The sequence below is a fragment of the Bradyrhizobium sp. BR 1432 genome, assembly GCF_051547705.1.
GTDB classification, from domain to species: Bacteria; Pseudomonadota; Alphaproteobacteria; order Rhizobiales; family Xanthobacteraceae; genus Bradyrhizobium; species Bradyrhizobium zhanjiangense.
In genome coordinates, this window is sequence record NZ_JBPUGF010000003.1 from 2,002,871 (window position 1) to 2,025,961 (window position 23,091).

The 23,091-nt window shown below is 65.1% G+C and carries 20 protein-coding genes and 4 pseudogenes; 12 read left to right on the forward strand and 12 right to left on the reverse strand.

Going from position 1 to position 23,091, the window contains the following annotated elements:
• The first annotated feature begins 77 nt into the window (after window positions 1–77).
• From ACSKB8_RS09545 to ACSKB8_RS09570, 6 genes are all read left to right on the forward strand, one after another.
• Entirely contained in the window at window positions 78–677 is a 600-nt protein-coding gene (locus ACSKB8_RS09545; protein WP_091882486.1) for a class I SAM-dependent methyltransferase, read from the forward strand.
• A gap of 164 nt (window positions 678–841) precedes the next feature.
• On the forward strand, window positions 842–1,420 hold the full coding sequence (locus ACSKB8_RS09550) for an NADPH-dependent FMN reductase (RefSeq protein WP_438103746.1): 579 nt from the start codon (window positions 842–844) through the stop codon (window positions 1,418–1,420).
• Window positions 1,421–1,426: 6 nt separating this feature from the next.
• The gene (gene pyrF / locus ACSKB8_RS09555; protein ID WP_438103748.1) at window positions 1,427–2,137 is read left to right on the forward strand and encodes an orotidine-5'-phosphate decarboxylase; all 711 of its coding nucleotides are present in this window, start codon (window positions 1,427–1,429) and stop codon (window positions 2,135–2,137) included.
• A gap of 24 nt (window positions 2,138–2,161) precedes the next feature.
• Entirely contained in the window at window positions 2,162–2,473 is a 312-nt protein-coding gene (locus ACSKB8_RS09560; protein WP_438103750.1) for a DUF1330 domain-containing protein, read from the forward strand.
• Between the two features lie 264 nt (window positions 2,474–2,737).
• A complete protein-coding gene (gene dapB, locus ACSKB8_RS09565; protein ID WP_438103752.1) occupies window positions 2,738–3,553 on the forward strand; it encodes a 4-hydroxy-tetrahydrodipicolinate reductase in 816 nt (271 codons plus the stop codon).
• A gap of 103 nt (window positions 3,554–3,656) precedes the next feature.
• On the forward strand, window positions 3,657–4,280 hold the full coding sequence (locus tag ACSKB8_RS09570) for a 2,3-bisphosphoglycerate-dependent phosphoglycerate mutase (protein ID WP_438103753.1): 624 nt from the start codon (window positions 3,657–3,659) through the stop codon (window positions 4,278–4,280).
• Window positions 4,281–4,403: 123 nt separating this feature from the next.
• On the opposite strand, the pseudogene ACSKB8_RS09575 reads toward ACSKB8_RS09570, so the two are convergent.
• Together ACSKB8_RS09575 and ACSKB8_RS09580 are read right to left on the reverse strand one after the other, a co-directional pair.
• Window positions 4,404–5,299, reverse strand: a pseudogene (locus ACSKB8_RS09575) (methylated-DNA--[protein]-cysteine S-methyltransferase).
• 55 nt (window positions 5,300–5,354) lie between these two features.
• Window positions 5,355–5,888 carry a DUF2244 domain-containing protein gene (locus tag ACSKB8_RS09580; protein WP_438103755.1) on the reverse strand — a complete coding sequence of 178 codons (534 nt, stop codon included), beginning with the start codon at window positions 5,886–5,888 and terminating at the stop codon, window positions 5,355–5,357.
• 22 nt (window positions 5,889–5,910) lie between these two features.
• Between ACSKB8_RS09580 and nth the strand changes: the two are divergent.
• Window positions 5,911–6,658, forward strand: a pseudogene (gene nth / locus ACSKB8_RS09585) (endonuclease III).
• Window positions 6,659–6,679: 21 nt separating this feature from the next.
• Here nth and ACSKB8_RS09590 read toward each other — a convergent pair.
• The 3 genes from ACSKB8_RS09590 to ACSKB8_RS09600 form a co-directional block, all read right to left on the reverse strand.
• Window positions 6,680–7,420: a sulfate transporter family protein gene (locus tag ACSKB8_RS09590; RefSeq protein WP_438103756.1), complete on the reverse strand. Its 741-nt coding sequence runs from the start codon at window positions 7,418–7,420 to the stop codon at window positions 6,680–6,682.
• A 250-nt stretch (window positions 7,421–7,670) separates the two neighbouring features.
• Window positions 7,671–8,117 (reverse strand): nickel-responsive transcriptional regulator NikR, encoded by a 447-nt coding sequence (nikR, locus tag ACSKB8_RS09595; protein WP_438103758.1) that lies wholly within the window; start codon window positions 8,115–8,117, stop codon window positions 7,671–7,673.
• Between the two features lie 182 nt (window positions 8,118–8,299).
• Window positions 8,300–10,762: a heavy metal translocating P-type ATPase gene (locus tag ACSKB8_RS09600; RefSeq protein WP_438103760.1), complete on the reverse strand. Its 2,463-nt coding sequence runs from the start codon at window positions 10,760–10,762 to the stop codon at window positions 8,300–8,302.
• A gap of 50 nt (window positions 10,763–10,812) precedes the next feature.
• On the opposite strand from ACSKB8_RS09600, the gene ACSKB8_RS09605 reads away from it, so the two are divergent.
• Window positions 10,813–11,088 (forward strand): metal-sensitive transcriptional regulator, encoded by a 276-nt coding sequence (locus ACSKB8_RS09605; RefSeq protein ID WP_024338640.1) that lies wholly within the window; start codon window positions 10,813–10,815, stop codon window positions 11,086–11,088.
• A gap of 344 nt (window positions 11,089–11,432) precedes the next feature.
• Window positions 11,433–12,722 (forward strand): IS4 family transposase, encoded by a 1,290-nt coding sequence (locus ACSKB8_RS09610; RefSeq protein WP_438103448.1) that lies wholly within the window; start codon window positions 11,433–11,435, stop codon window positions 12,720–12,722.
• A 127-nt stretch (window positions 12,723–12,849) separates the two neighbouring features.
• On the opposite strand, the pseudogene ACSKB8_RS09615 reads toward ACSKB8_RS09610, so the two are convergent.
• Window positions 12,850–13,813, reverse strand: a pseudogene (locus ACSKB8_RS09615) (YiiX/YebB-like N1pC/P60 family cysteine hydrolase).
• A gap of 194 nt (window positions 13,814–14,007) precedes the next feature.
• On the opposite strand from ACSKB8_RS09615, the gene ACSKB8_RS09620 reads away from it, so the two are divergent.
• Window positions 14,008–15,402 (forward strand): flavin monoamine oxidase family protein, encoded by a 1,395-nt coding sequence (locus ACSKB8_RS09620; RefSeq protein WP_438103762.1) that lies wholly within the window; start codon window positions 14,008–14,010, stop codon window positions 15,400–15,402.
• A gap of 185 nt (window positions 15,403–15,587) precedes the next feature.
• Here ACSKB8_RS09620 and ACSKB8_RS09625 read toward each other — a convergent pair whose 3' ends face one another.
• From ACSKB8_RS09625 to rpmI, 5 genes are all read right to left on the reverse strand, one after another.
• The gene (locus tag ACSKB8_RS09625) at window positions 15,588–16,358 is read right to left on the reverse strand and encodes a sulfite exporter TauE/SafE family protein (protein ID WP_438103764.1); all 771 of its coding nucleotides are present in this window, start codon (window positions 16,356–16,358) and stop codon (window positions 15,588–15,590) included.
• Window positions 16,355–18,763 carry a phenylalanine--tRNA ligase subunit beta gene (gene pheT, locus ACSKB8_RS09630; protein ID WP_438103766.1) on the reverse strand — a complete coding sequence of 803 codons (2,409 nt, stop codon included), beginning with the start codon at window positions 18,761–18,763 and terminating at the stop codon, window positions 16,355–16,357. Before pheT ends, ACSKB8_RS09625 begins: the two co-directional genes overlap by 4 nt.
• The gene (gene pheS, locus ACSKB8_RS09635; protein WP_438103768.1) at window positions 18,760–19,842 is read right to left on the reverse strand and encodes a phenylalanine--tRNA ligase subunit alpha; all 1,083 of its coding nucleotides are present in this window, start codon (window positions 19,840–19,842) and stop codon (window positions 18,760–18,762) included. The genes pheT and pheS overlap by 4 nt, the downstream gene beginning before the upstream one ends.
• Before the next feature lie 187 nt (window positions 19,843–20,029).
• Window positions 20,030–20,389, reverse strand: a complete 360-nt coding sequence (gene rplT / locus ACSKB8_RS09640) for a 50S ribosomal protein L20 (protein WP_027528250.1) — start codon at window positions 20,387–20,389, stop codon at window positions 20,030–20,032.
• 80 nt (window positions 20,390–20,469) lie between these two features.
• Window positions 20,470–20,670, reverse strand: a complete 201-nt coding sequence (rpmI, locus tag ACSKB8_RS09645; RefSeq protein WP_008539890.1) for a 50S ribosomal protein L35 — start codon at window positions 20,668–20,670, stop codon at window positions 20,470–20,472.
• Window positions 20,671–20,945: 275 nt separating this feature from the next.
• Here rpmI and ACSKB8_RS09650 point away from each other — a divergent pair, with 275 nt between their 5' ends.
• Entirely contained in the window at window positions 20,946–21,341 is a 396-nt protein-coding gene (locus ACSKB8_RS09650; RefSeq protein WP_370988984.1) for a hypothetical protein, read from the forward strand.
• A gap of 63 nt (window positions 21,342–21,404) precedes the next feature.
• Here ACSKB8_RS09650 and infC read toward each other — a convergent pair whose 3' ends face one another.
• On the reverse strand, window positions 21,405–21,944 hold the full coding sequence (gene infC, locus ACSKB8_RS09655) for a translation initiation factor IF-3 (RefSeq protein ID WP_091883021.1): 540 nt from the start codon (window positions 21,942–21,944) through the stop codon (window positions 21,405–21,407).
• A 250-nt stretch (window positions 21,945–22,194) separates the two neighbouring features.
• Here infC and ACSKB8_RS09660 point away from each other — a divergent pair.
• Window positions 22,195–22,994 (forward strand): annotated as a pseudogene (locus tag ACSKB8_RS09660) (alpha/beta hydrolase).
• The last annotated feature ends 97 nt before the right edge of the window (window positions 22,995–23,091 follow it).

Below are 23,091 nucleotides of genomic sequence, written 5' to 3' on the forward strand. Positions count from 1 at the left end.
CCGTGCCGCCTTCGGCCTATACGTCTTTATGACCATTTTCTGACACGCCGCGTCCCGCGGTCCCGTCCGGTCCTGACATGCCATTGCCATCGTCCGCGCGTGCGTTGAAGAAGCCTCGTCTTGATGACGAGGTGCGCTTTCTCAGATCTTGGATCGAAAAGCCGCTGCACATGGGCGCGGTGATGCCGTCGGGCAAGCTGCTGGCCCGGACCATGGCCCATTACGTCGATATCGATTCCGACGCTCCGGTGGTCGAGCTCGGGCCCGGCACCGGCGCCATCACCTCGGCTCTGATCGAGCGTGGCATCGACCAGAAGCGTCTCGTCCTTGTGGAATACAATCCCGGCTTCTGCGCCCTGCTGCGCGACCGCTACCCGCAAGCCAAGGTGGTGCAGGGTGATGCCTATCGCCTGCGCGACACGCTCTGGAATGTCTTGAGCGCGCCGGCTTCCGCGGTCGTCTCCGGCCTGCCGCTCGTCACAAAACCGATGCTGACGCGGCTGCGGCTCATCCGCGATGCCTTCACGGCGCTGGCGCCCGGCGCGCCGTTCATCCAGTTCACCTATGCGGTGGTGCCGCCGATCCCGAAATCGCTGCCCGGCGTGTCCACAGAGGCCTCGGAACGGATCTGGATGAACCTTCCGCCGGCCCGCGTCTGGGTGTATCGCAAGGACTAACCTGTCGCCACAAACGCGGTGCGCTCCCTCTCCCGCTTGCGGGGGAGGGCTGGGGTGGGGGTGTCTCTACGGTGGGATCCCCCAGTCGAGAAAGCCCCCTCCCGCCGCGCTTCGCGCGTCGACCTCCCCGCAAGCGGGAGAGGTGAACGGAGTTCGCCGCCCGGATGTCAGCTCCCAAGATCCTGGTCATTCCCGGCTCGCTGCGCACCGGCTCGCATAATGCGAAGCTGGCGGCGCTCGCAGCCTATGAATTCGACCAGGCCGGCGTCGACGTCACCCGCATCTCGCTCGCTGATTTTCCGCTGCCGATCTATGACGGCGATCTCCAGGCCAAATCCGGCGTGCCCAAGCACGCTATCAATCTCAAGCGCATGATCGGCGCGCATCACGGCGTGCTGATCGTCACGCCCGAATACAATGCATCGGTGCCGCCGCTACTGAAGAACGCGATCGACTGGGTCAGCCTCGTGCACGATCTGCACGAGGCGCGCGGCGACGTGTTCCGCAACCGCGTCTTCGCGCTCGCCGGCGCCTCGCAGAGCCGGCTGGGCGCGGCCCGTGCGCTGCAGGCGTTGCGGCTGATCCTGACCTCCTGCCACGCCCATGTGATTGCCAGCCAGCTCACGCTTGCCTTTGCCGATCAGGCCTATGACGATATGGACAGGCTGAAGAACGAGGGCGATATCGCCGCGTTGAAGGAGTTGGTGCGGCAGTTGATCGACATTTCCCAACGCATGATGTGAGGTGACATGACGCCAGCCGAGATCGCCCCGAAAGACCGCCTGATCGTCCCGCTCGACCTGTCGAGCCCGGAGGCTGCCGAGGCGATGGTCGCAAAGCTTGGCGACAGCGTCACCTTCTACAAGATCGGCTACCAACTCGCCTATGCCGGCGGCCTCCCGCTGATCGGCAAGCTCGCCGACAAGGGCAAGAAGGTATTTGCCGATCTCAAGATGCACGACATCGGCAACACGGTGATGCGCGGTGTCGAGAGTGTCGCCAAGTTGGGGGCGACTTTCCTCACCGTCCACGCTTATCCGCAGACCATGATGGCGGCCGTCGAGGGACGTGGCGGCTCGGGCTTGAAGATTCTCGCGGTCACCGTGCTGACCTCCTACAACGACGACGATCTGCACGCGGCCGGATATCGGCTCGGCGTCTCCGAGCTGGTCGAGGCCCGCGCCCAACAGGCGCAGGTGCTCGGTGTCGATGGTCTCGTGTCCTCGCCCGAGGAAGTGGGCGCCCTGCGAAAGATCGTCGGTCACCAGATGAGCCTCGTCACGCCAGGCATCCGGCCGGCGGGCGCGCCGAGTGGCGACCAGAAGCGGATCATGACGCCGGGGCGTGCGATCGCCGCAGGTGCCGACTATCTCGTCGTCGGACGTCCGATCCTCGAAGCCGCCGACCCCAGGGCCGCGGCCGACGCCATCCAGGCCGAGATCGCGCAGGCGCTCGGCTGAGCAACAACCAGGGAGAGAAGAACAATGGCAAAAGGCTACTGGATCGGGCGCGTCGATGTGAGCAATGACGAGGGCTACAAGCCCTATGCCGTCGCCAACGGTCCAATCTTCAAGAAATGGGCTGGTCGCTTCGTCGTTCGCGGTGGCAAGTTCACCACCGTCGAAGGCGCCAGCCGCAACCGCAACGTCGTGATCGAATTCCCAGACTACGAGACCGCGCTCGCCTGCTACAACTCGCCGGAATACCAGGCCAACATCAAGGTGCGCCAGCCGCACTCCATCGCCGAGCTCATCATCATCGAGGGCTATGACGGCCCGCAGCCGTCGGACGGCTGAGGCACGATCTCGTCTTACCCTCCCCTGGAGGGGGAGGGTCGCTGAGCATGTCGCGAAGCGGCTGGCGCAGCGGGGTGGGGTGATCTCTCCGCTCGGGCACGGTTGGTTGCGGAGAGACCGTCACCCCCCGTCACGCAATCTCGCTTTGCTCGATCGCGTGCCGACCCTGCCCCTCCAGGGGAGGGTGGGAGCACGCCGCGCGCTCGTGGCCTCGGTTGCCGGAACTGCCTCCCCCGCTACAACGGCCCCAGAGAGGATCACACCATGTCCGACATGCGCTTGATTGTTGCTGGGGCTGGCGGCCGGATGGGCCGTGCGCTGACGCGGGCGATTGCCGAGAGCAAAGGCGCGGTGCTGGCCGGCGCGCTGGAGGCGCCGGGCTCGGACTTGCTCGGCAAGGATGCCGGCGTGCTCGCAGGCCTGCCGGCCAACGGCATCACGCTCTCCGCCGACCTCTGGGCGATGTCCAAGGATGCCGATGGCATCCTCGATTTCACCGTGCCGGCGGCGACTATCGCCAATGTCGCGATCGCCGCCCAGCGCGGCCTCGTCCATGTCATCGGCACCACCGGGCTGTCGGCCTCCGATAACGCCGTGATCAAGAGCGTGACCAACCGGGCCGTCGTGGTGCAATCCGGCAATATGAGTCTGGGCGTCAACCTGCTTGCCGCCGTGGTCAAGCGCGTCGCCAAGGCGCTCGACCAGAGTTTTGATATCGAGATCGTCGAGACCCATCATCGCATGAAGGTCGACGCGCCCTCGGGCACCGCGCTGATGCTGGGCCAGGCAGCAGCTAGCGGGCGCGGCATTCAGCTCGACGAACACTCCGCGCGCGGCCGCGACGGCATCACCGGCGCACGCCGGCCCGGCGACATCGGCTTTGCCTCCTTGCGCGGCGGCACCGTGGCCGGCGATCACAGTGTCAGCTTCCTCGGCCAGTTCGAACGCCTGACGCTGTCGCATCACGCCGAGGACCGCATGCTGTTCGCCCATGGCGCGCTCAAGGCGGCGCTGTGGGCGCACGGCAAAGCGCCGGGGCATTACTCCATGGCCGACGTGCTCGGCCTGTCCGACATCTGAACCAGAGCATGATCCGGACCCGAAGGGCCGCGTTAGCGCAAAGTGCGAAGCGGTTTTCCGACAAGGTCATGCTCAGAGCAATAAACTAGATGGAAAGCAGTTGATGAGCGAACGTCTTCTCGTGCTCGTGCGGCATGGCCAGAGCGAATGGAATTCGAAGAACCTGTTCACGGGGTGGAAGGATCCTGACCTCACCGAGCTCGGCGTGAGCGAAGCCAAGGAAGCCGGCCGCAAGCTGAAGGCACAGGGTCTCGTGTTCGACGTCGCCTACACCTCGGTCTTGACGCGCGCGCAGCACACGCTGGATCTCATCCTCGGCGAGCTCGGGCAGGAAGGCCTGCCGACCGCGAAGAACCTCGCGCTGAACGAGCGCGACTATGGCGATCTCTCCGGCCTCAACAAGGACGACGCCCGCAAGAAGTGGGGCGAGGACCAGGTGCTGATCTGGCGCCGCTCCTACGACGTGCCGCCGCCCGGTGGCGAAAGCCTGAAGGATACGCTGGCACGGGCGCTGCCCTACTACGTGCAGGAGATCCTGCCCGCCGTCCTCAACGGCAAGCGCACGCTGGTCGCCGCCCACGGCAACTCCTTGCGCGCGCTCATCATGGTGCTGGAAAAGCTCTCGCCCGAAGGCATCTTGAAACGCGAGCTGGCGACCGGTGTGCCGATCATCTATCGCCTCAATGCGGATTCGACCGTGGCCTCGAAGTTGGATCTGGCCGGGTAATGACGATCCCGTAGGGTGGGCAAAGGCGCACAGCGCCGTGCCCACCATTCTTCCGCAATCGCTGATGCATGGTGGGCACGCTTCGCTTTGTCCACCCTACGGCAGCTTCGCCGGGACGGCGATCTACTGCATCCCCACCCGCCCCGCTTCCCAGCCCAGCATCGCCTGCTTGCGGGTGATGCCCCAGTGGTAGCCGGTGAGCGTGCCGCTCTTGCCGAGGGCGCGGTGGCAGGGGACCACGAACGAGACCGGGTTCTTGCCGACCGCAGCGCCGACGGCGCGCGAGGCCTTCGGGCTGTTGATGTTGCAGGCGATGTCGGAATAGGACACCGCGCGGCCCATCGGGATCTTCAGCAGCGTCTCCCATACCCGCACCTCGAAATCGGTGCCGATCAGGACCACGCGCAGCGGCTGATCCGGCCGCCACAGCTTGGGGTCGAAGATGCGCGCTGCGAGCGGCGCGGTGCCGTCGTGATCTTCCACATAAGTGGCCTTCGGCCAGCGCCGCGTCATGTCGGCGAGCGCGACCTTCTCCTCACCGTGATCGGCGAAGGCGAGGCCCGACAGGCCGCGGTCGGTCGCGATCACGATCGCGGTGCCGAACGGCGAGGGATGGAAGCCGTAGCGCAGCGTCAATCCCGCGCCGCCATTCTTCCATTCGCCCGGCGACATCGCTTCATGGGTGACGAAGAGATCGTGCAGCCGGCCGGGGCCCGACAGACCGGAGTCGAGCGCCGCATCGAGGATGCTCGCGAAGTCCCTGAGCAGCCCCTTGGCGTGGTCGAGGGTGAGCGCCTGCATGAAAGCCTTCGGTGTGATCGAGGCCCAGCGGCGGAACAGATGGTGCAGCTCATCGGGCGTGACGCCGGCCGCATCCGCCATCGCCTCGATGGTCGGCTGCGCGCGCCAGTTTTCCGAGATGAACGCGATCGCCCGGCGCACGGAATCATAGTCGCGCAGCGCGGCGTTCTGGGGCCCGGCTTGGCCAGGCGCTGGTCATGTATGGCGAGTGTCATCATGACCGGAAATGTAGGAGAGGGAAGGGTATGAAACCACCCGATTTCTGATCTGAAATCAGGTGATCGGATTGTAGGTCGGGCCGCGCTTGGCGGCGTTCAGCGCCTCAACCAAGCCTTTGTAAAAGCTTGATTTTTCGTCCGGTCCCAGGAAGCGGGCGATCTGGATCTGGTGCCCGCGCGAGATCAGATAGAGATGCTCGATGCCAAAATCCTCGTCGATTTCCATGTCGAGCCGGACCCAGAGCGGATTGAACGTCCATTCGACGACCTGGCCGCGATCACTGACGCGGCGCACGCGCAATTCGGAAGGAGTGACCACGATCTCCTCGCTGGCCCGTGCGGCGCGGAAATTGGCCTTGAAGGCCCACCAGATCACGAGAACGTCGAGCCCGAAGAAGCCCAATACCGGCCAGGCCCCCATCATCAGGAAGGCAAGGCCCGTGACGAAGCTGACAACGCTCAGGAACAGCATCACGGCGAGGAAGCCGGTGCGGTTCAGCGAACGGTGTGGCGTCAGCAGCGCGGAGAAGATCTGCACTTCGCGCTGATCTTCGGAGTCCTTGTGCTCAATTTCGTTGCCTGTGCTCATCGTCCCTCAGTATATCCCGATCATGGCGAAAATCACCCGCAAGCCGGCTCCGCGCAAAGCGGCCGTGAAGAAGAAGGCAAAACCGGCCGCGGCAAAGTCGAAACCGCCCGCGAAAAAGTCGCGCAAAGCCGCAAAACCCTGGACGCCCGCCGAAATTCACGAGGCCTTCAGCCGTTTCCGCAAGGCCAATCCGGAGCCGAAGGGCGAGCTTGAGCACATCAATCCGTTCACGCTGCTGGTCGCCGTGGTGCTGTCGGCGCAGGCGACCGACGCCGGCGTCAACAAGGCGACGCGCGCATTGTTCGAGGTGGCCGACACCCCGCAGAAGATGCTCGATCTCGGCGAGGAGCGCCTGCGCGAGTACATCAAGAGCATCGGCCTCTATCGCACCAAGGCCAAGAACGTCATTGCGCTATCGGCAAAAGTGCTCAGCGAGTTCGGCGGCGAGGTGCCGCGCACGCGCGCCGGGATCGAGTCGCTGCCCGGCGCCGGGCGCAAGACTGCGAACGTCGTGCTCAACATGGCCTTTGGCGAGCACACCATGGCGGTCGACACGCATGTCTTCCGCGTTGGCAACCGCACCGGGCTTGCGCCGGGCAAGACACCGCTCGAGGTCGAGCTCGGTCTCGAAGGTGATCCCGGCCGAGTTCATGCGGCACGCCCATCACTGGCTGATCCTGCACGGCCGCTATACTTGCCTCGCGCGCAAGCCGCGCTGCGAGGTCTGCCTGATCAATGATCTCTGCCGATGGCCGGAGAAGACGGTCTGAGACAGTGCCGCGTCGGGCGCGTCACCGCATCTGCCGCGCCGGCTCGATCAGCTCGGGCCGCGAGCCGGACAGCCGCTTGTGCATGTGGACCATGAAGGCCATGCCGAAGATCGGCGTCGCCAGATTCACGATCGGAATCGAGACGAAGGCGGCGATGAAGAGGCCGGCAGTGAAGATGATCGCGGCGTTGTCGCGCCGCATTGCCTTGGCTTCCTCTGGCGGGCGGAAGCGCATGGCCGCGAGCTCGAAATATTCCCGGCCGAGCAGCCAGGCGGCGGCGATGAAGAAGATCAGGAAGCCGGCGCCGGCGAATAGCACCAGCGGCAGAGCGGCGAGATAGACCAGGATCGTCAGCAATGCGGTCTTGACGCCCTCGAGGATTGCCTGGCTGAACGGCAGCGCGACACCGGGCCGTTCGGCGGGATAGTGCTCACGCTCGACGATGTCGGCGACGTCGTCGACGAACAGGCTCGCCACCAGCGAGGTGATGGCGGGCATCAGGAAGATGCCGCCGAACACGACGCCGAGGCCGGCCGCGATCGAGACGATCCACGAGAGGACCTCGAGCGATGAGTGCCAGCCCGGCCCGAGCAGGCCCTCCAGCCAGACCTCGCCAGAGGTTGCAAACCAGCTGAGGAGCCGCTGCAGGCCGATCGCCAGCACGGTGATCAGCACCAGCGCCAGCCCGATCGATCGCCACAGGATCGAGCGCATCGGCGGCGAGATCATTTGCGACAACGCCTTCACGGCGGCATCCAGCATGGGGCACCCTCTCCCGAAACCACCCGCGAGAGGTAGACACCCGATGCGGCTTCGGCAAGGGCGGCTTCTTTGCCTTCTCCCCTTGTGGGAGAAGGTGGCGCGAAGCGCCGGATGAGGGGTTGTCTCCGAAATCTCAAATGAGAGTTGGACGCGCGGAGAGAGACCCCTCACCCCGTCTCGCCGCTTTTGCGGCGAGCCACCCTCTCCCACAAGGGGAGAGGGATCCGCACCACCTGCGCAGCTTGATTTCCTACTCGTGCCGGTGCCCGTGCTTCCGCGCCTTCACGTGCTTGCCCTCGCCGGTCGGAATCATCACCACGCGGCCGTAGCGCACGCCGCGTTCGGCGATGATGTGATCGGCGAAATGCTTGACCTCGGAGGCCGCGCCGCGCAGCGCGGTCATCTCCATGCAATTGTTGTCGTCGAGATGGACGTGCAGGGTCGCGAGCGCGAGGTCGTGATGGCCGTGGAATTCCTGCACCAGGCGTTTTGAGAGATCGCGCGCGGCGTGGTCGTAGACGTAGACGAGGCCGGCGACGCAGGGGCCGGTCTGCGCTGTGTCCTCGCTGCTCTGTTGCAGGCCGGCGCGGGCGAGATCGCGGATGATCTCGCTGCGGTTCTGATAGCCGCGCGCTTCCGCCGCCGCGTCGATCTCCGCCAGCAGATCATCCTCGATCGTGATCGTAATTCGCTGCATCAGATGCTCCCTCGCGCGGCGCCTTCTTACCTCGCCCCGCCTGCGGGGAGAGGTCGTAATTCAAGCGTAGCTTGAATTACGGGTGAGGGGGAGCATTCCGCGAATGCAGTTGTTACCGCCTGTGTGGAGATGCCCCTCACCCCAACCCTCTCCCCGTAAGAACGGGGAGAGGGAGTACACCATCACAGTCGCGTCGCGCGCAAGCGCAACGCGTTGCCGACCACGCTCACCGAGGACAGCGCCATCGCCGCCGCGGCGATGATCGGCGACAGCAGCACGCCGAAGGCCGGGTAGAGGATGCCGGCCGCGATCGGGATGCCGGCGGCGTTGTAGATGAAGGCGAAGAACAGGTTTTGGCGGATATTGCTCATCGTCGCCTGGGACAGCTTTCGCGCCCGCACGATGCCGACGAGATCGCCCTTGAGCAGGGTCACGCCGGCGCTCTCCATCGCCACATCGGTGCCCGTGCCCATGGCGATGCCGACTTCGGCCGCCGCCAGCGCCGGCGCGTCGTTGACGCCGTCGCCGGCCATCGCGACGCTGCGGCCGGCCTTTTGCAGCCTGGTCACCACCGCGCTCTTCTGGTCCGGCAACACCTCGGCCTCGACTTCGGCGATGCCGAGCCGGCGCGCCACCGCTTGCGCCGTCGTGCGGTTGTCGCCGGTCAGCATGATGACTTTGATGCCTTCGGCCGCGAGGGCCTTCAGCGCCTCCGGGGTCGAGGCCTTGACCGGATCGGCGATCGCGAACAGGCCGGCAAGCCGGCCGTCCACGGCCATGTTGATCACGGTGGCGCCGTCGCCGCGCAGCCGCTCGGCTTCGGCGTCGAGCAGCTTGGTGTCGATGCCGATCGACGTCAGATATCTGGCATTGCCGAGTACGATGGTCTTGCCGTCGACCTTGCCGGTCGCGCCCTTGCCGGTCGGCGAGTCGAAATGCTCGACTTGGCCAAGAGTGAGCTGCTTCTCCTTTGCCGCGCGCACGATCGCATCGGCCAGGGGATGCTCGCTGGCACGCTCGACGCTGGCGGCGAGGCGAAGGACGTCATCCTCGGCAAAGCCGGCAGCCGGCACGATCGCCACCACCTTGGGCTTGCCCTCGGTCAGCGTGCCGGTCTTGTCGACCACCAGCGTGTCGATCTTCTCCATCCGTTCCAGCGCCTCGGCGTTCTTGATCAGCACGCCCGCTTGTGCGCCGCGGCCGACACCGACCATGATCGACATCGGGGTCGCAAGTCCGAGCGCACAGGGGCAGGCGATGATCAGTACGCTGACCGCAGCGACGAGGCCGAAGGCGAGCCGCGGCTCCGGTCCGAACCACGACCAGGCCGCAAAGGCGGCGATGGCGACGACGATCACCGCCGGCACGAACCAGCCGGCGACCTGATCGGCCAGCCGCTGGATCGGCGCGCGCGAGCGCTGCGCGTCGGCGACCATCTGCACGATCTGCGACAGCAGCGTCTCGCGTCCCACCTTGTCGGCGCGCATGATGAAGCTGCCGGACTGGTTGAGCGTGCCGGCGATCACCTTGGCTCCGCTCTCCTTGGTGACCGGCATGGATTCGCCCGTGACCAGCGATTCATCGAGCGAGGAACGGCCTTCGAGGATCACGCCGTCGACCGGCACCTTCTCGCCGGGACGAACGCGCAAGCGGTCGCCGGCATGCAGCGTATCGATCTCGACTTCATGCTCGCTGCCATCGGCATCGACGCGGCGCGCGGTCTTCGGGGCGAGCTGGAGCAGCGTCTTGATTGCGCCCGAGGTCGCATCGCGGGCGCGCAGCTCCAGCACCTGGCCGAGCAGAACCAGCACGGTGATGACGGCAGCCGCCTCGAAATAGACGGCGACCGCCCCCTCATGGCCACGGAAGGTGGCAGGGAACATCTGCGGCGCGACGGTGCCGATGATGCTGTAGACATAGGCGACGCCGGTGCCCATCGCGATCAGCGTGAACATGTTGAGGTTGCGCGTCAGCAGCGACTGCCAGCCGCGGACGAAGAACGGCCAGCCGGCCCACAGCACCACGGGCGTGGCGAAGACGAGCTGGATCCAGTTCGACAATGTCTGGTCGATCCAGTTGTGCGGGCCCGCGAGGTGGCCGCCCATCTCCAGCACCACGGCCGGCAGCGCCAGCGCGCCGCCGATCCAGAACCGCCGCGTCATGTCGGCAAGCTCCGGATTGGGCCCGGTCTCGAGGCTCGCGACTTCCGGCTCCAGCGCCATGCCGCAGATCGGGCAGGTGCCGGGGCCGACCTGGCGGATCTCGGGGTGCATTGGGCAGGTGTAGATCGTGCCCGCGGGCATCTCGGGCTCGGGTGCCTTGTCCTTGGCGAGATACTTGGCGGGGTCGGCGGCGAATTTGGTGCGGCAGCCGGCCGAGCAGAAATGGAAGGTCTCGCCGTGATGTGTGAGGTGGTGCTTCGACGTCGCGGGATCGACCGTCATGCCGCAGACGGGATCAAGAACCTTCGTCGCGGCATCGCCATGGTCATGCGTGTGATGATGGGCGTGGCCGGCCTGATCGCCGTGTCCGCCGCAGCAGGAGGACGCCGGATTGGCCGCTGCGGGCGTGGCCTTGGCGGAACAACCGCATCCCGGATGTCCATCTGTGGCGTCGTGATGATGCTCGTGTTCGCTGTTATTCATTTCCATGCTCCGGCCTTGCAACCTATACCCGGTAGGGGTATATAGGCCGCATGCGCAAGGACATCAAGGCATCTGTCGGAAAACGTCTCGGCCGGATCGAGGGCCAGGTTCGCGGCCTCTCGAAAATGGTAGAGGAAGACCGCTACTGCATCGACATCGTCACGCAGATCTCGGCGGTGCGCGCCGCGCTGCGCCGGGTCGAGGAGGAGATCCTGAAGGATCACGTCGCCCATTGCGTCGAGCACGCCATCGCCAGCGGCGACAAGGCCGATCAGCGCGAGAAGATCGCGGAGCTGATGGCGGTGATCGGACGGGCGGAGCGGTAGGCTCTCACCGTCATTGCGAGGAGCCCTTGCGACGAAGCAATCCAGACTGTTCGACGCGGTGACAGTCTGGATTGCTTCGCTGCGCTCGCAATGACGCGGAAAGAGAAACACCACATCTCCTCCACTGTCGTCCCGGCGAAGGCCCTAGGGCATGCACATATCTGGTGCGGCGGATTGAACTCGGATCGGCCTGGGAGGATTCCAGAATCAGAGTTCTGTGTGATTCGTATTGCGGCACTCCATGATTTGGACGGGGTGCCCGCGATGTTGTCACGGATTGACTGGACGCTGGGCCGGTTCGGGGATCGTCGTCTCGATAAAGGGGGGCGGCGTTCGTCGAACGCATGGTTGTGGGCAAAACTGTCTGCCTTCGGCAGCTCTCCAGGGGGAACCGCGCGCTGGAAGTGCGGTTCAACCGCTTTCTTGGCCATGACAAGGTGACGGTGGAGCGGATCATCGAAAGCTGGAGCGAAAGCACGGTCGCTGCGGTAGAGGGCCGCCACGTGCTGGCCATCCAGGACACCAGCGAGATCCACTTCAACACCACACCGCAACGCCGGCGCGGGCTCGGAGAAATCGGCAAAGGCAATAACCACGGCGTGCTGCTGCATCCGCTGCTGGCTGTGGATGCCGATGACGGCAACTGTCTTGGACTTTTGAGCGGGCAGATATGGACGCGCACAGGTCGCCGCACGACCTCGCACGACGATCGGGAGTTATCGGACAAGGAATCGCAGCGCTGGATATCCACTGCCATGGCGGCCAAGCCGCTCCTCACCAAGGCCACAGCGGTGACGGTGCTGGGTGACCGCGAGAGCGATATTTTTGCCCTTTATGCCAGCTCGGCCGAGCAACACTTCCACGTCATCGCGCGCAGCATGCATGATCGCAAGCTTGCCGACCGCAGCGGCTTGTATGAGGTCAGCGATGCCATGGCCGCGGTGGATCGGCGTGCGATCCAATTGCCTGCGCGCGCCGCGCGGCCCGCCCGCCTGGCTCACCTCGAACTTCGCTTTGGCGCAATCGAGCTCGCCCGCCCACAGAGTAAGTTCCTGCGCCATCTGCCGGAAAGCTTGCCATTGGCGGTGGTCGATGTGCGCGAGATCAATGCCGAAACCGGGGTAGAGCCGCTGCACTGGCGGCTTCTCACCTCTCACGAGGTTACCGGCATCGAGGACGCCTGGCGCATCGTCCAATGGTACAAGCAACGCTGGATCATCGAGCAGTTCTTCCGCATCCTGAAGACACAAGGCTTCAAGCTCGAAGACAGCCAGATCGGAACCGCCGATCGCCTTCTCAAGCTGGTCGCGATTGCCGCTAAGGCGGCCGTCATCACAATCCAACTTCTGCAGGCCCGCAATGGCAGTCGCCAACCCATTCTCGCTGCCTTCGACAACGGCCAAATTAACGTGCTCACCGCCCTCAACCGTCAACTCGAAGCCGGGAGCAAGCGATTAAAGAACCCACATCCGCCCGATAGCCTCGCTTGGGCCGCCTGGATCATTGGTCGCCTCGGCGGCTGGGACGGCTACCCATCGTCCAAGCCGCCGGGCCCGATCACCTTCAAGAACGGCCTCGAATACTTCCACGCCGTCGCAGCAGGATGGAGCCTCAGAGATATGTGCATGCCCTAGGGCGAAGGCCGGGACCCATAACCTCAGGGAGGGGTTTGGCGAAGACTTGTCATTCGGTACTCTCACCGCACGCAATCGATAGATCACGCGGTAATGGGTCCCGGCCTTCGCCGGGACGACAGTGGAGCTACGCCGCCCTCTCTCTTGCCCGGCCTCGCCGCCGCGGGCGGTACATCGCCAGCCTCTTCAGCAGCGGGACATGGCCGGCGATCTCGGCAGGTGGCTTGCTCACTTCCTCAGCCGAAATCTCAGCCGGCGTCTCTTGGTCAATCGCTTCAGGAACGAGCGGCGGCGCACGGAGCGTTTCTGGAAACACACCTGAATGTGCCCGCCACCTCCTCGAGCGGCTTCTGCTTGTCGGCCCAGTGCAAGGCCGTGTAGTCGAAGCCGTGCACGATGGTGGGTTTGACGACTTCGAAATAGGGCGAGATGTCGAAGTCGCGAGGCATGTAGAGCGAGGAATCGCGGATGTGCAGGATCTCGCGGCGAGCAGCGCGGCTGCCGGCCTTGGTGATCTTTGGCAGGATCGGGTAGCGCACGGCGTCGAACGCCTGCGCGATCAGCGCCGAGCAGATGATCTTGGTCGGATCGCCCGATCCCAGCGCGATCATGCGCCGCCGCCAGCGCTGTGGCACTGGCAGCGGGAACAGGAAGCGCATGAGGTCGACAAGATCTGGTATCGTAGCCGAAGCCGATGCGGTTGATCGCATAGCGGCAGACGGTGGTGCGGTCCTCATAGGACAGCCCGACCGGGCGGCAGACGCGAGTGTGATACGGAAATATTTCGACAAAGGCGCAGAGGTGACGCCCTCGCCGATATTGGCCTCGATCAGCACATGCGGTTCGCCGTCCGCCTCTTCCGCGCCCTCGATCGGACCGACATAGAGCGCAGCATGCGACCAGGTCGACTGCGTCAGGTATTTGATGATGCCGGAGATGCGGTTGTTGCCCTCGACCAGCAGCACGTCGCCGGGCTCGATGACGCCGCGCAGGTGCTCGGGGTCGCTCGGCGTGAACGGCTCGTAGCCCGGCACCTCCTTCGAGAGGTACGCGGCAATCAGCTTGCCGACTGAGTCCAGGACCGTCCCCATTTCGAACTCCCCCCCACGGCCTTTTCCGGCCGTCTTTTTCCCTTCTCTATCATGGTCGAAACGTGTTGCAATTCGGTTCATCACTCTGTGAGATCAAGCACGATTGAATTCACCATGATGGTTGCTGCGCAACATCAGATACGGCAAGGTTCGCGGGCTGTTCCCGTTCGCCGCAAGTCCCCGGAAACCATGACATGACAATCACGCGCCGCGGTTTCCTTTCGGCGTCGGCGGCCCTTGCCGCGATGCCGGTGCTGCGCGCAACCGCCGCGACCCCGCCGCGGGAGGCTGACATCGTCGTGATCGGCGCGGGGGTCGCGGGAATTGCCGCAGCGCGGCGCATCATGGCCGCCAACCGCAAGGTTGTGGTGCTGGAAGCGGCGGCCCAGATCGGCGGCCGTTGCATCACGGATAGCACGACTTTCGGCACGCCGTTCGACCGCGGCGCGCGCTGGATGCACAATCCCGAGACCAATCCGATGATCCGGCTGGCGCGCAGCGCCGGGCTCGACGTGCTGCCGGCCCCGTCAGGTCAGAAGATGCGCATCGGCCGCCGCAATGCGCGCGCCGGCGAGACCGAGGAGTTCCTGGCCGCGCTGGTCCGCGCCAACCGCGCCATCGACGACGCCGCGCGCGGCAAGCTGGATACTTCCTGCGCCTCCGCGCTGCCGAAGGATCTCGGCGACTGGGCCGGCGCGGCCGAGTTCATGCTTGGCGCGGGCTTTGCGGGCAAGGATCTGAAGGAGCTTTCGGCGATCGACAAGACCCGCGCGCAGGACCGCAATGGCGCGATCGCCTGCCGCCAGGGTCTGGGGACGCTGATCGCGAAACTCGGCGAGCAGGCGCCGGTGGCGCTGTCGACGCCGGCGAGCCGGATCGTCTGGAGCAATCGCGACGTCGGCGTGGAGACCCCGAGCGGCAAGATTGCCGCCCGCGCCGCCATCATCACGGTCTCGACCAACGTGCTGACCTCAGGCGCGATCAAGTTCGCGCCCGACATTCCGAAACGCACGTTAGACGCGGCATCGAAGCTCACCCTCGGCAGCTATGATCACATCGTGCTGCAACTGCCGGGCAATCCGCTCGGACTGTCGCGTGATGACATTCTCATCGAGCAGAGCAACTCGACGCGCACGGCCCGCATGTTCGCCAATATCGGCGGCTCCTCGCTGTGTTCGATCGACGTCGGCGGCTCGTTCGGCCGCGATCTCGCCGAGCAGGGCGAGAAGGCGATGACGGCTTTCGCGAAGGAGTGGATCACCAAACTGTTCGGCAGCGAGGCTGCGGCCGCCGTGCAGAAGACCAGCGCGACGCGCTGGAATGCCTCGCCCCATGTCATGGGCGCGATGTCGGCGGCCTCGCCCGGCGGCCAGCTCTCGCGAAAGGTTTTGGCAGAGCCGATCGGCAACATGTTCCTCGCCGGCGAAGCCACGCATGAGACGCTGTGGGGCACGGTCGACGGCGCCTGGGAAAGCGGCGAACGCGCCGCGGAGGCCGCGCTGCGCAAGATCGGCGCGCTCAAGGACGAGCCCGCGGACGTGCCGACGCAGTCGACGAAGAAGCGCAGGGCGAGGCCGCCGCGGAATTGATTCAGTCGTCGTCCTGGACAAGCGCAGCCCTTGGCAGCGCGTAGCGTTGTCCAGGGCGGAGCGCAGATCCAGGACCCATTACCCGAGGGAGGGGTTTTGGCGACGGCTAGTGGTCACCAACCCGGGCTAAAGATGCTGACCGGGGTAATGGGTCCTGGCTTTCGCCAGGACGACGCGAGGATGGTTCAGCGCAACACCCCATCCAGCGCCGGCAATCCCGCGATCACCGCCAGCGCAATCAGCGCGTAGCAGATGCCGCGAAACACCTTCTCGCTGGCGCGGCCGAACAGCGAGGCACCGAACGCGACGCCGAGCGCGTAAACCGGGCCGACGATCATCGAGAGCACGAGCGACTCGCGCGAGATCAGGCCCGTCGTCGCGTAACTGATCATCGAGAAGAAGTCCGACGCGCCGAAGAACAGCACGATGTTGGCGCGCGCGACGATCGGCGCGATCGGGCGCCCGAGCCAATAGCCGACGATCGGCGGGCCGCCGGTCTGCGCCAGCCCGCTACAGAAGCCGGATAGGCCGCCGATGCCGACCGAGACCCAGGCGTGGTCCTTGCCGCGATAGCGCCAGCCCGACAGCAGCAGGAGCAGCAGCGCGGCGACGAAGCAGGAGATGATCCAGCGCGTGGTGACGGGCTCGAGCACGCTGAGGAAATAGGTGCCAAGGGGCACGCCGATCAGCGCGCCCAGCACGATCACGGCAGTGGCCTTGCGGTCCGCCTTGCGCCAGGCATCGGGCAGGAGCGGCGCGGCCGCGACGAAATCGATCACGAGCAGCAAGGCGGCAACGAGCCGTGGCGCCGCGATGCTGCTTGCCAGCGGCATGAAGATCAGCGCCGCGCCGAAGCCGGAGAAGCCGCGGGCGGTGCCCGAAACGAAAGCGACGGCGCAGAGCGCCACCGCAATGGTGAGGCTGACGTCCTTGGGAAGAAAGTCGGTGAGACTCATCCCCGCAAGGTGCCACCGGTCTTCTTCGTCACCTCCGACACGACCTTCGCGGCCACAGCCTCAATCTCCTGATCGGTCAGCGTCTTCTCGCGCGGCTGAATGGTCACCGCGATCGCGATCGACTTCTTGCCGTCGTCGATGCCCTTGCCCTCGTAGACGTCGAAGACGTTGACGCCGGTGATCAGCTTCTTGTCGACGCCTTGCGCCGCGCGCACAATGTCGCCGGCCTTGACGGTGCGATCGACGATGAAGGCGAAGTCGCGCGAGACCGGCTGGAATGCCGACAGCTCGATCACAGGCTTGGCACGGGTCGGCTTCTTCTTCGCCTCGGGGATGCGGTCGAGAATCACCTCGAACACCATCAACGGGCCGTCGGCGCCGAGCGCCTCGAGCGCGCGCGGGTGCATCTCGCCGAAATGGCCAAGCACGTTCTGCGGGCCGATCTGGATGGTGCCCGAGCGTCCCGGATGCAGCCAGCCGGGACCACCGGCGACGATCTGAAGCGCCTGCATCGGCGCGCCGGCAGCGGCAAGCACCGCCAGCGCATCCGCCTTGGCATCGAACACATCAGCCTGCGCCGAACCGAACCAGTGCCGTCCCAGACCTTCCGAGGAGGCAAAGCCGCGGCGCACGCCGCTCGCCGCCATGAATTGATCCTGCGGGCGGTCGCCCCTGAACAGTTGCCCGACCTCGAACAGCGCGACATCGCCAAAGCCGCGATCAGCATTGGCTTGCGCCGCGGCGATCAGGCCCGCCAAAAGGGTCGGGCGCATGTCGGACAGGTCCGACGCGATCGGGTTGGCGACTTCGAGCTCGCGCTGACCGCCGCCGAACAATTTTGCCGCAGGTTTTGCGATGAACGACCAGGTTACCGACTCGACCATGCCGCGGCTTGCCAGCGCGCGCCGCGCGCGGCGGGTGCGGAGCTGAAGCGGTGTCAGCACCGGCTTGCGCGCGTCCTCGCCGCGCTCGAACGGCGTTTCCGGCACCTTGTCGACGCCGAAGATGCGGACGATCTCCTCGACGATATCGGCCTTGCCGTGCACGTCGGTGCGCCAGGAGGGAACTGCGACCTTCACCACCGGGCCCGGGCCCGCCATCATGAAACCGAGATGGGTCAGGATGCGCTTCATCTCTGCTTGCGGCACTTCGATGCCGGAGAGACGCTTGACCTCGGTGACCGGGAAATCGATTACGCGGTCGTCGCCGAAGGCTTTGCCGACCACCACGGTCTCCGACGGCGTGCCGCCGCACATCTCCATCACCAGCTTGGTCGCGAGCTCGAGCCCCGGCACCATGAAGGCCGGATCGACGCCGCGCTCGAAGCGGTAGCGCGCATCCGAATTGATGCCGAGCTTGCGGCCGGTCTGGGCGATGTCGATTTCGTTCCACAGCGCCGATTCGATCAGCACGTCGGTGGTGTTCTCGTCGCAGCCGGAAGCTTCGCCACCCATGATGCCGGCGAGCGATTCGACGCCGTGCTCGTCCGCGATCACGCAGATCGCGGGATCGAGATTGTAGGTGCGGCCGTCGAGCGCGAGCAGCGTCTCGCCCTCGCGGGCGCGGCGCACGACGAGGTTGCCCTTCACCTTCTTGGCGTCGAACACGTGCAGTGGCCGCGCTCGATCGAAGGTCATGAAATTGGTGATGTCGACCAGCGCGTTGATCGGGCGCAGCCCGATCGCGGTCAGCCGCTTCTGCAGCCATTCCGGCGACGGCCCGTTCTTGACGCCGCGCACGAGGCGCAGCGCGAAGCCCGGGCACAGCGTGGAATCCTCGACCGTGATGTTCACGGGGCAGGGGAATTCACCCTTGATCGGCTTGATCGTGGGGTCCTTGAACTTGCCCATGTCGGCGGCGGCAAGGTCGCGCGCGATGCCGTGCACGCCGGTGCAGTCCTGCCGGTTCGGCGTCAGATTGATCTCGACCACGGGATCGCCGAGCGCGGCCCATTCGGCGTAGCCGGCGCCGATCGGGGCGTCCGCTGGCAATTCCATGATGCCGTCATGGTCGTTGGAGATCTGCAGCTCGGCCGCTGAACACAGCATGCCGCGGCTCTCGACGCCGCGAATGGTGCCGACACCGAGCGTGATGTCCTTGCCGGGAATGTAGGTGCCGGGCGGCGAGAACACGCTGACGAGTCCGGCCCGCGCATTCGGCGCGCCGCACACGACCTGCACCGGCGCGCCGCCGTCACCGGTGTCGACCATGCAGACCCGCAGGCGATCCGCATTCGGATGCTGCTCGGCCGAGATCACCTTCGCAATGGTGAAGGGCTTGAGTGCCTTCGCCTTGTCCTCGATGTTCTCGACCTCGAGCCCGATCATGGTGAGCTTATCGGCGAGCTTGTCGAGCGGCTCGTCGGTCTCGAGATGATCCTTCAGCCAGGAGAGAGTGAATTTCACGAGCTCAGCCCTCCGGCAAGCGTTGGCACTTCGAGCGGCTTGAAGCCGTAATGGGATAGCCAGCGGACGTCGCTGTCGAACAGCTGGCGCAGATCGGCGATGCCGTATTTCAGCATGGCGATGCGGTCGATGCCCATGCCCCAGGCAAAGCCCTGGTACTCGTCCGGATCGATGCCGCAGGCGCGCAGCACGTTCGGATGCACCATGCCGCAGCCGAGAATCTCGAGCCAGTCCTCGCCCTCGCCGAAGCGGATCTCGCCCTTGTCGCGGCGGCACTGGATGTCGACTTCCAGCGACGGCTCGGTGAAGGGAAAGAACGACGGGCGGAAGCGCATGTTGATGTGGTCGACCTCGAAGAATGCCTTGCAGAACTCATGCAGGATCCATTTGAGGTGGCCGAGATGCGAGTGCTTGTCGATGACGAGGCCTTCGACCTGGTGGAATTGCGGCGTGTGGGTCGCGTCCGAATCGATGCGGTAGGTGCGGCCCGGGCAGATCACGCGGATCGGCGGCTTCTGGCTCAGCATGGTGCGTACCTGCACCGGCGAGGTGTGGGTCCGCAGCAGCATGCGCGAGCCATCTTCTTTCGGATGAAAGAAGAAGGTGTCGTGCATCTCGCGCGCGGGATGGCCTTCCGGGAAGTTCAGCTTGGTGAAGTTGTAGTCGTCGGTCTCGATGTCGGGACCTTCGGCGACCGAGAAGCCCATGTCGGCGAAGATCGTGGTCAGCTCGTCCCAAACCTGGCTCAGCGGATGGATGCGGCCGGCTTCAGCCGCCGCATCGCGCGGCGGCAGGGTCACGTCGATGGTCTCGGCAGCAAGCCGGGCATCGAGCGCCGCCGACTTCAAGACGTCGCGCCGCGACGCGAGCGCCTGGCTGAGCTCGTCCTTGGCCTGGTTGATCGCGGCGCCCTGCGTCTTGCGCTCGTCCGGCGACATCTTGCCGAGCGTGGCGAGCAGCGCTGAGATCGAGCCCTTTTTGCCGAGGGCTGCGACGCGCACGGCCTCTAACGCCGCCTCGTCGGTGGCGGCGGCGATGTCGGCGGTGATCTGGGCTTGGAGCTGAGCAAGATCGGTCATGGCAATCCCTTTTGGCCAGGATGCTGAGCCGATGATCCTAGCCCGTCACACCCGGCACTCTGCCGGGCATCCACGTCGGAGAAGAGTGTTGGCGCGACAGGTGACGGCCAGGGCAATAAAGCGCGAGACGCGCCCCTACCCGGGCTATCACAAGCTGAATGCTGCGCAGAGCACAGTGGAAGACGGCTTACGCCGCCAGCGCAGCTTTGGCCTTCTCGGCAATCGCCTGGAACGCGGCGGGCTCGCGGATCGCGAGATCCGACAGCACCTTGCGGTCCACGGTGATGCCCGACTTGGCAAGGCCGTCGATAAATCGGCTGTAGGTCAGGCCGAACGGACGCACCGCGGCGTTGAGACGCTGGATCCACAGCGCGCGGAAGGTGCGCTTGCGACGCTTGCGGTCGCGGAAGGCGTACTGCGCGGCCTTCTCCACGGCCGGCTTGGCGGCGCGGATGGTGTTCTTGCGGCGGCCGTAGAAACCCTTGGCGGCCTTGTAGACTTTCTTGTGCTTGGCGTGGGCGGTCACACCGCGTTTGACGCGAGACATGACAGAAATCCTTCAGAGATGACTTTGTTTTCGGATCGCCGCGCGTAAGCGGGGCGAGGTGGCAGTGATCGTGGACGCGATCAGGCGTTCGGCAAGAAGTACTTCTTGACGTTGTCGCCGTCGGTCTTGAACAGCACGCGGGTGCCGCGGAGCTGACGGATCTGCTTCTTCGTCCGCTTGATCATGCCGTGACGCTTGCCGCGCTGGGCGTGCATCACTTTGCCGGTGGCAGTCACCTTGAAGCGCTTTTTAGCGCCCGATTTGGTCTTCAGCTTGGGCATTTGGCTCTCCTATGGCCACAACAGAAATCCGCCCGTGAAGGCGGCTGGCCGTCTAAAATGCTCGTTAGAGCGTTGATTGTGCTCAGGTTTTGCGAACAAGCGCGAAACCCGCACGGTACACCGCCACGGCAGCCCTTAATCAGCCGGGCGATGAAGGCTGGGCTTATGACAGAGCGGGAGCCAAATGGCAACGATGAACCGCCGGAACCTGCCCGCCGACTATTTGAAGTTGCCACCCCCAATATCCACGCCTTCATGTCCGGAGCAGGACCAAAATGGCCCATTTCCCGCAATCGATTTCCACCTTTGCCCGCCCGCGCCGCCTGGCGCTGCTCGCCGTACTTGCCGCCGCCATGGTGCCGTCGACTGCCGATGCCCGCGCCGGTGGCTATGACGGCATCTGGAACGTCACCTTCGCCACCACGAGGGGCAATTGCAGCTCCGGCTACAGCGTTCCCTTCACCGTCACCGGCAGCCGGGTATCGTCTGCCGGCGGAGGCCGGGTGTCCGGCAAGGTCAATCGCGGGGGCACTGTGGCGGTCCAGGTCTCGGTCGGCGCCTCCCACGCCAACGGCGGCGGCCGGCTCGCCGGCATCAACGGCGCCGGTTCGTGGAGAGGCATCATCTCCGGCGACCAGTGCAGCGGCACGTGGCAGGCGACAAGGACCTGAAACACAAACGGCCCGCCGGAGATCCGGACGGGCCGTTGAACTCTCAGTCCTAACAAGCCGGCGTTAGCGCGGCGCCAGCACCATGACGACCTGGCGGCCTTCGAACCTTGCGTCCTGCTCGACCTTGGCGAGCTCGGCGACGTCGGTCTTGATCTTGTCCAGAAGCTTGGTGCCGATCTCCTGGTGCGCCATTTCGCGACCACGATAGCGCAGCGTGATCTTGACCTTGTCGCCCTCTTCGAAGAACCGCTGCATCGCGCGCATCTTCACGTCGTAATCGTGATCGTCGATCATCGGGCGGAGCTTGATCTCCTTGATCTCGACGGTCTTCTGCCGCTTGCGGGCTTCGGCGGCTTTCTTCTGCGCGGAATACTTGTACTTCCCGTAGTCCATGATCTTGCAGACGGGAGGGCTGGTATTCGGCGAAATCTCGACCAGATCCATGCCCGCGTCCTGGGCCATCCGGATGGCGACGACGGTCTCGACCGTGCCCTTGTTCTCACCGGTCTGATCGATCAGCTGGATCTGCGCATTGCGGATATCATCATTGATGCGGGGCCCGTCTTTGCTGGCAGCGGGCGGAGCTTTATTAGGACGGCGAATGGGTGGTTCTCCAAAGTTGTGAAGGAAGCGGCCATTTTGAAGGAAGATGCGTTTGCCGGCAAGCAAGTCGCTCGTGCGAGACGCGAAAAACCCTCAAATGCGAGGCATTTTGGTCACGCCCGTTGGCACGCAGACGACATAGACACCTTGCTTCTGTTCCGCAAGCGTCCCAAAGGGCCAATGCCGACACCGAATTGAGCTGCGAGGCGCGACCAAACAGCTCAAACCACACAGCCAGAGTAAACGTTCCATGACCGATGCAATTCCCGATACCGTGCTCGACTTCATTGATGTCGGCGAGGGCCCGTCCGCGCGCAGGATCGCGGTGCGCCGCCGTGGCGGAACGGGCCCCGGGCTGGTCTGGCTCGGCGGATTCAAATCGGACATGCAGGGCGGCAAAGCACTGGCGCTGGACGCCTGGGCCAGAGAGCACGGCCGCGCCGTGGTCCGGTTCGACTATTCCGGTCACGGCGAATCCGGCGGCGAGTTCGCCGATGGAACTATCGGGCGCTGGCTGGAGGAGAGCGTCGCGGTGTTCGAGCGCTTCTGCGACGGTCCGCAAATCCTGATCGGCTCCTCCATGGGCGGCTGGATGGCGCTGCTGCTCGCGCGCGAGATCAAGAAGCGCCAAGAGCAACAGCAAGCCAAGGCCTCGCTGGCCGGTCTCGTCCTGATCGCGCCGGCGCCCGACTTCACCGAGGCGCTGATGTGGAAGAATTTCTCGCCCGCGGTGAAGAAGGAGATCGAGACCAAAGGCGTCTGGATGCGGCCGTCGGACTATGGCGACGGCTCGCCCTATCCGATCACGCGAAACCTGATCGAGGAGGGACGCAATCACCTCGTGCTCGGCAGCGCCATCGATCTCGGCTGCCCCGTCCGCATCCTGCAAGGGGCGAAGATCCCGACGTGCCGTGGCAGCACGCCTTCGCGCTGACGCATCGTCTGCCGGCCGACGACGTCGTGCTGACCATGATCCAGGATGGCGATCACCGCCTCTCCCGCCCGCAGGACATCGCGCGCATTCTTGCCGCGGTCGCGGAGATCGAGTGAAGTGTCTCTCTTCCTTCTCCCCTTGCGGGAGAAGGTGGCGCGAAGCGCCGGATGAGGGGTTGTTTCCGCGAACTCGAATAGACGTGTTCGCCGAGAC

Excerpts from the sequence above, each read along its gene's own strand:
- ACSKB8_RS09545 (WP_091882486.1), top strand. The coding sequence starts at position 78 with ATGCCATTGCCATCGTCCGCGCGTGCGTTGAAGAAGCCTCGTCTTGAT.
- ACSKB8_RS09550 (WP_438103746.1), top strand. The coding sequence starts at position 842 with ATGTCAGCTCCCAAGATCCTGGTCATTCCCGGCTCGCTGCGCACCGGC.
- pyrF (WP_438103748.1), top strand. The coding sequence starts at position 1,427 with ATGACGCCAGCCGAGATCGCCCCGAAAGACCGCCTGATCGTCCCGCTC.
- ACSKB8_RS09560 (WP_438103750.1), top strand. The coding sequence starts at position 2,162 with ATGGCAAAAGGCTACTGGATCGGGCGCGTCGATGTGAGCAATGACGAG.
- dapB (WP_438103752.1), top strand. The coding sequence starts at position 2,738 with ATGTCCGACATGCGCTTGATTGTTGCTGGGGCTGGCGGCCGGATGGGC.
- ACSKB8_RS09570 (WP_438103753.1), top strand. The coding sequence starts at position 3,657 with ATGAGCGAACGTCTTCTCGTGCTCGTGCGGCATGGCCAGAGCGAATGG.
- ACSKB8_RS09580 (WP_438103755.1), bottom strand. The coding sequence starts at position 5,888 with ATGAGCACAGGCAACGAAATTGAGCACAAGGACTCCGAAGATCAGCGC.
- ACSKB8_RS09590 (WP_438103756.1), bottom strand. The coding sequence starts at position 7,420 with ATGCTGGATGCCGCCGTGAAGGCGTTGTCGCAAATGATCTCGCCGCCG.
- nikR (WP_438103758.1), bottom strand. The coding sequence starts at position 8,117 with ATGCAGCGAATTACGATCACGATCGAGGATGATCTGCTGGCGGAGATC.
- ACSKB8_RS09600 (WP_438103760.1), bottom strand. The coding sequence starts at position 10,762 with ATGAATAACAGCGAACACGAGCATCATCACGACGCCACAGATGGACAT.
- ACSKB8_RS09605 (WP_024338640.1), top strand. The coding sequence starts at position 10,813 with ATGCGCAAGGACATCAAGGCATCTGTCGGAAAACGTCTCGGCCGGATC.
- ACSKB8_RS09610 (WP_438103448.1), top strand. The coding sequence starts at position 11,433 with ATGGTTGTGGGCAAAACTGTCTGCCTTCGGCAGCTCTCCAGGGGGAAC.
- ACSKB8_RS09620 (WP_438103762.1), top strand. The coding sequence starts at position 14,008 with ATGACAATCACGCGCCGCGGTTTCCTTTCGGCGTCGGCGGCCCTTGCC.
- ACSKB8_RS09625 (WP_438103764.1), bottom strand. The coding sequence starts at position 16,358 with ATGAGTCTCACCGACTTTCTTCCCAAGGACGTCAGCCTCACCATTGCG.
- pheS (WP_438103768.1), bottom strand. The coding sequence starts at position 19,842 with ATGACCGATCTTGCTCAGCTCCAAGCCCAGATCACCGCCGACATCGCC.
- rplT (WP_027528250.1), bottom strand. The coding sequence starts at position 20,389 with ATGTCTCGCGTCAAACGCGGTGTGACCGCCCACGCCAAGCACAAGAAA.
- rpmI (WP_008539890.1), bottom strand. The coding sequence starts at position 20,670 with ATGCCCAAGCTGAAGACCAAATCGGGCGCTAAAAAGCGCTTCAAGGTG.
- ACSKB8_RS09650 (WP_370988984.1), top strand. The coding sequence starts at position 20,946 with ATGGCCCATTTCCCGCAATCGATTTCCACCTTTGCCCGCCCGCGCCGC.